This is a genomic window from Acinetobacter sp. GFQ9D191M, from assembly GCF_011174875.1.
In the GTDB taxonomy this organism is placed as follows: Bacteria; Pseudomonadota; Gammaproteobacteria; order Pseudomonadales; family Moraxellaceae; genus Acinetobacter.
In genome coordinates, this window is record NZ_JAALGV010000132.1 from 1 (window position 1) to 6,073 (window position 6,073).

General features: G+C 39.0%; 9 protein-coding genes. All 9 read right to left on the bottom strand.

Annotation, left to right across the window (positions count from 1 at the left end; translation table 11 throughout):
* Positions 1-134: 134 nt before the first annotated feature.
* The gene (locus G5T77_RS15925; RefSeq protein ID WP_004785266.1) at positions 135-548 is read right to left on the bottom strand and encodes a roadblock/LC7 domain-containing protein; all 414 of its coding nucleotides are present in this window, start codon (positions 546-548) and stop codon (positions 135-137) included.
* Positions 549-558: 10 nt separating this feature from the next.
* Entirely contained in the window at positions 559-1,101 is a 543-nt protein-coding gene (locus tag G5T77_RS15930) for an ATP/GTP-binding protein (protein ID WP_004785264.1), read from the bottom strand.
* A gap of 14 nt (positions 1,102-1,115) precedes the next feature.
* Positions 1,116-2,093 (bottom strand): hypothetical protein, encoded by a 978-nt coding sequence (locus tag G5T77_RS15935; protein ID WP_166135412.1) that lies wholly within the window; start codon positions 2,091-2,093, stop codon positions 1,116-1,118.
* Between the two features lie 87 nt (positions 2,094-2,180).
* Positions 2,181-2,540: a roadblock/LC7 domain-containing protein gene (locus G5T77_RS15940; protein ID WP_166135409.1), complete on the bottom strand. Its 360-nt coding sequence runs from the start codon at positions 2,538-2,540 to the stop codon at positions 2,181-2,183.
* A gap of 423 nt (positions 2,541-2,963) precedes the next feature.
* Positions 2,964-3,611 (bottom strand): hypothetical protein, encoded by a 648-nt coding sequence (locus G5T77_RS15945; protein WP_166135406.1) that lies wholly within the window; start codon positions 3,609-3,611, stop codon positions 2,964-2,966.
* Between the two features lie 18 nt (positions 3,612-3,629).
* Positions 3,630-4,058 (bottom strand): ClpXP protease specificity-enhancing factor, encoded by a 429-nt coding sequence (locus G5T77_RS15950; protein WP_166135403.1) that lies wholly within the window; start codon positions 4,056-4,058, stop codon positions 3,630-3,632.
* The gene (locus tag G5T77_RS15955; RefSeq protein ID WP_004785255.1) at positions 4,051-4,719 is read right to left on the bottom strand and encodes a glutathione S-transferase N-terminal domain-containing protein; all 669 of its coding nucleotides are present in this window, start codon (positions 4,717-4,719) and stop codon (positions 4,051-4,053) included. The genes G5T77_RS15950 and G5T77_RS15955 overlap by 8 nt, the downstream gene beginning before the upstream one ends.
* Positions 4,720-5,054: 335 nt before the next feature.
* Complete coding sequence (gene rpsI, locus G5T77_RS15960; RefSeq protein ID WP_004785251.1) at positions 5,055-5,441, bottom strand: 30S ribosomal protein S9; 387 nt, start codon at positions 5,439-5,441, stop codon at positions 5,055-5,057.
* A 12-nt stretch (positions 5,442-5,453) separates the two neighbouring features.
* Positions 5,454-5,882, bottom strand: coding sequence for a 50S ribosomal protein L13 (rplM, locus tag G5T77_RS15965; protein ID WP_004785249.1), 429 nt, complete (start codon positions 5,880-5,882; stop codon positions 5,454-5,456).
* Positions 5,883-6,073 lie beyond the last annotated feature (191 nt).

The window sequence follows — 6,073 nt, forward strand, 5'->3', positions numbered from 1 at the left end:
CGCCAGCTCATTATTCCTAAAAGCCCTCTGCTCACGCAGGGGGCTTTTTTTATGCGTGTATTTTCAATAAAGTTAAAATAAAAAGGCTTAAATTCAATTTAAGCTTTTTTTGAATCTAGTTATTACTGATCTGCTTATTGATCTGCCGCGATAATGGACTGTGTTGCATTCTTTAGCATATACAATGCTTGACCCAATAAAATATCTTTTTCGGCTAAAGTGACCAGAATAAGAGGGTGTTTCGGTGCTGCAACCGCTGTCAAAATGGCTTTACCATTTTCTGCATCCAAAGTAATGCTCTGACAGCCAGTAAGATGGATCTCTTTAGTAAATGCAGAAACCATCGCTAAAATCGAGCTACTCACAGCAGCCAGCTTGCTGTTGTTATAGTTATCTTTCTTATGAATTGTGGCCAATTCAAACCCATCTGTTGAGCAGACCATTACATAATATACGCCACGAACATTGCTAATGATCTCCTGAATTTGCTGTTTGGCATGCTGAACGAGGGCTTCCGGGGCTTGACGTCTTTCTTGTATAGTAAGCATGCTTTAATCCTTAGCTCATGAGGTTATGGTTGACTTCGATTGAAGTAATAAGGGCTTCTAAGAGAAGCAAGATGTCATCTTCTTGACGAGCATCTACAAAAAAGAGGGGAGTATAGAGATCCTGCTGGATCAGCCAGTCCTTATAAATCTGGGTAAAATGAGGGCTTTCAAGATCACTATGCGTAATCCCAATGGCAATATTATTGGTATATTCCTGGAATACTTCGATATAGCTTTCCAGTTCCTGGATTGGATCATTCACTGTATGATCGATGAGAATAATAGCGCCTAGAGCGCCCTGACAGATGACAGGCCAGATAAAGTCAAAGCGACTTTGTCCAGGCGTCCCATATAGGCCAATTTTGGTTCCATCTTCTAATGTGATCTCACCATAATCGATTCCTACAGTGGTTTCCATTTTTGTATGGCTGCGGTCGTCAGTATTCAGTGCCTCAGTGAGTAACACTGGAATATCAGATAAGGAACGTATCGCGGCTGTTTTACCTGCGCCCATGGAGCCCGCAAAAACAATTTTATATTGTTGTAAAATCATAAGTATTTACTTTATTAAAATCCAAATTTAAATCGAAGCTTTCCAAAAAAGCTTTTAATGAAATTTTGCTGTTCAGTTTTTTCAACTGGCTCAGTGGTGCGATAGCGACTTTCCCAAGCATTAATTTTTTCAATATTGCCTGAAGCCATGCTGGCTGTGATAAATTGTCGAAGCGTGAGTAAAGGAATTGCATGTTGTTCAGCAATTTTTGAAATTTTAGCGCCTTGAATAAAACAGGCAGATATCTGAAAAATACGTTTTTTATGCAGCGGATGAGCTGGCTTTGGCCAGTAATGAATTTTGTAGTGACCATCTTCAGGCGCGATCTGAGCAAAACTAGGCGAGTTCCAGAAAAAATTCCATAACCAGTCCTGTAGAATCTGTGTTTCTCTACGTGTCACTTTTAAAAGGTCACTAGTGGATGCGAAGTCATATTGAAAAGAAAAGTCTGTGCCCGTTTCAGCTCGGTCTTTGTTTAACCAGGCCAGGTTTTTTGCTGAGTCAATAATGGCAATGGTGCCATGCCGGTCATAGAGATGTAATTTACCTTTTTCAGGATGCAGCATCTCTTTAAAAAAGTTAATTGTATAGGGATGCTCAGAAGATTGCTGGATCTGAACGTGGCTTGAAAATATAGGTTCTTCTATTTCTGAGGTAATTTCTGAATTAAGAACATTTTGCTCAAACCAGTGCTTGAGAATTTGTGTGTTTTGCAGGGGTAAAGTAAGCGTATTATTTATAATCTGGTTCGAATATAGATCATTTTTAGAGATGCATAAATAAGGACATTTTTGGTTTTTGAGAACACGTTGAATACCTTCTGTTTCAAGAAAGTATTCATACACCAACAGGCAATCGAGATGAGGATCGGAAGCAGTGTTCCATTGCAGGATAAAATGGTCAGGAGTGATGTGTTGTAAAGTTTTTTTTAGCTCATCTGCATCGTGAATACTTAAACCTGCTATTCCAATATGAATATAATGCCTATGCATTTTAAGTCTCGATTAAAGTTTATATTTTATTGGGTGAAGCGCATAAGGATCCCCTTTATTGCATGAAATAAAGGGGAAAACTGTGTATTAGCTGAAGTCTAAACCTTGTTCAAAAGATTTAAGCTCATGACGAGCCATAGCCAGGTTTGCTTTGGAGCAATCCAGTACAAGATACAGGAATACATTGTTATTCTTTTCGAGTGGGCGAATGAGGTGATATTGCTTGCCCAGCGTAATCAGAATATCTTCAATCGAGTCATTCAGGTTTAATGAATTCGCTACACGGCGTTTTGCGCGAACCACTTCTGTATTGCCGGCTGCTGCAAGTTCAAGATCGATATTGCCACCACCTTGAGTTGCTAAAGCCAAGCCGCTTTCACCATCAGCTAATGCTGCAGCAACGAAACCATCAATGTCTGTAAGTGTATCTAAGGTTACCTTAGCCATAATTATTTCCCTGTTATAAAAATAGTTGATGCGATAGTTGTATTTAATGAAGTTCGAATATTATCTTTTTCATTCAAATTCATTATAAAAATGGGGGAGTAAATTACAATTGAAATAAAAACCATATAAAATTTAATGGTTTACTTTAGTTTTTAATTTTTAACCTATACTTTTTAATTATGTGATGCGTTTATCTTTTTATTTAAGGATATGTGAAGTGATTTTGTGATTATTTTTTGATCTATAATCTCACCTTAATCTAAAAGATGTAACAAAATATTTTAAATAGATTATGGAACTAATTAGGTAAAAATTTCAGTTAAAAAAAATAGATTCACTTCATTCCCCTGATAAATTTAAAGAATAAAAAAAGCCAATATCTTATTGGCTTTTAGTAAAACTGAATTTTTGAGGTTGAAGTATTTACGCAAATACACGTAATACTGCTTCAATCAGTACCCAAAGAATCGCAAGCGCAACCACTGGCTCAACGATTTTTGCCCAGGTTGGTGTTTCTACAACAGCAACTTCTTCAACATCATGATGCTGGCTATTTTGATGAACCATTTGGCTAAACTCCTTCATTGATGCTTCTAATGATAGCTCTTCTTCATGAATTGGTTTAGAGCCTTTGAGTTCTGTTAGGTTATTTGTTGTCCAAACCCAATCATCTGCCTGTCCAGACAAATGTTCAATTTGTCCTTTCAGCAGCTCTTGGATACTGGTCTGATTATGATTGCCAGTATCATGTAACTGCTTCAATTCAGTCAGCTGAAAATGGAAAATTTCAGACGTGAGCTGTTCCAGCTTAGGTTTTGGTAAAGTTGACTTGTTTTCCACTCGGGTAGTCAGGTGACGGGCAATTTCCAGAATATAGAGTTCATCTGGGTGTTTGATTTCATTATAAATTTTTTGCGGATTATTGCGCCATTCGCTAATCAGTTTGCCTAAAGTGAGAGCATTGATTTCTGAAATATATTTACGTCTTTCTTCTTTTGTATAGCCTTGTAGAAGCTCAGGCTTTTGAGTTTCTATCTGTTCAACAAAATATTGTACTAAATCAAAAGCCATTCACTTACTCCATTATTTTTAATCTAATAACCTTAGGGTTGGTTTTTTCTTTGCGGGTTCAGGCTGTTCTTCAGTGCTTGATTTTAAAGCATCTTCATCACTTTGTGTATGCTCATATTCATTTGGATCAAAGAATAATCCTTGACCATTTTCACGTGCATAGATTCCGAGGACTGCTGTCATCGGTACATAGATATCACGTGATACACCACCAAAACGTGCTGAGAAGGTGATGGCTTCGTTATCCATATTCAGCGCATGAACTGCATGCGGCACAATATTCAGGACAATCTGGCCATCTTTAATAAACTGCTCGGGTACCATAGTATTTGGACGTGTAGCATCGACCAGCAGATAAGGCGTCATATTGTTATCGCAAATCCACTCATAGATTGCACGTGCCATATAGGGACGGGTAGGACTTAAGTTGAATTCTTGTTCAGACATGATGTTTCTCTACAGGTTTGATTTGCTCTTGGTAGCGGTTTTTTTCCTGCAAGGTCATGGATTTTGCAAATGCAGGACGGCTAAAAACTCGTTGGCAATATAAATAAAATGGACGACATTGTTGTCGAGGTAATTCTACTCCCATGCTTTTGAGTCGAATGAAAATGGGAGCCAGCATACAATCTAAGATGCTGAATTGTTCCGACATAAAATAAGGAAAATGCTGGAACAGGGGCGTTAATGAAATCAGGATATCATGCAACTGTTTTTGAGCCTTCACTTTGGCTGCAGCGTCCAGAGTATCCGGATGGCATAGCATGATATCTGCCAGTTTGAGCCAGTCATTTTCAAAACGCCAGATATATTGCCGCTGTTCCGCACGAGGCATGGGGGCATCTGCATAGAGCTTGTTCTGGCGGTAACGATCATCAATATATTCGGAAATGATGCTGGTATTGAACAATTTTAAATCATTTTCAATCAGCATGGGCAGATGGTTATAAGGATTGAGGCTGGCCAGATCTTCATCATCGCTATCGACCAGGATCAGGTTGTATTTAATCTGCTTTTCAGCAAGTACGTAGCGAATCCAATGGGAACGAAAGTCATCGGCATGGCTATATAAGGTGAGTCCTTGAAGTGGCGCGCTTTCGACTGACATAAATCCTGATTAAGTTCTAATGAATAGACTAGGATACTAAAAATCAACCTAAAAAGCACGAAGCATAAAAAGCCAATTGGATTAAGGCAGGGTAGAGTAGAGAAAAAAATGAAAGGAGCAGAACAACATGATCATGAATTTTGGCTTAATAATTCTGTTTATTATCATCGGTGTTGCGAATTATTATCTGACCAAATCCTTCTGGTGTCATGAAGGGGTATGGGGTAAGGATGTGCATGAACAATGACAATAAAGATATTATTAAGTGGTCATTTTCAAGCCATAAAAAAACCCTGGTTATACACCAGGGTTTTTTGTCCGATTCGGTAAACGAATTAACGTTTAGAGAATTGAGGACGTTTACGAGCTTTACGTAAACCAAGTTTCTTACGTTCAACTTCACGAGCATCACGAGTAACGAAACCAGCTTGACGAAGAGCAGGTTTAAGAGTTTCGTCAGAAGCGATCAGTGCACGAGTAATACCGTGACGGATAGCACCTGCTTGACCACCGATACCACCACCAGCAACAGTGATGTAAAGGTCATATTTCTCAGTCGCTTCAAGAAGCTCTAGAGGTTGACGAACAACCATACGAGCAGTCTCACGACCGAAGTATTGTTCTAAAGAACGGTTGTTGATTACGAGTTTACCAGTACCAGCAGATAGGAAAACACGTGCAGTTGCGGTCTTACGGCGACCTGTACCATAGTTAGTAGCCATGTGCTGTATCCCTTAGATGTCCAAAACTTGTGGCTGTTGAGCAGTATGTGGATGCTCAGTACCAGCGTACACTTTCATTTTTTTGATCATTGCATAACCAAGAGGACCTTTTGGCAACATGCCTTTTACAGCGCGTTGGAAAATTTCTTCTGGTTTGTGAGCAACTAATTTTTCAAAATTAGTTTCACGAATACCACCAGGGAAACCAGTATGGCGATAGTATTTCTTGTCAAGTGATTTGTTACCAGTCACTTGAACTTGCTCAGCATTGATAACAACGATGTAATCACCAGTGTCAACGTGAGGAGTATAAGAAGTTTTATGCTTACCGCGTAAACGACGAGCGATTTCAGTCGCGAGACGACCTAAAGTTTTGCCAGAAGCATCAACAACGTACCAGTCGTGTTGAACTTCAGCTGGCTTAGCGCTGAGAGTTTTCATTAAACCACTACCTATTATAGTTGGTTTGGACTATGGAAGCTGTCCAAACAAAAGGAGACCGAATTCTACCCGAAAGCCGGGAGAACCACAATGAAAATATAAAATTTCAAGCGCTGTATTTTACAACGTCTTTCAATAAATGACCAGTAGGATTTTTAGCCTATAAACACATATGCTTAGGGTGTGTTGAC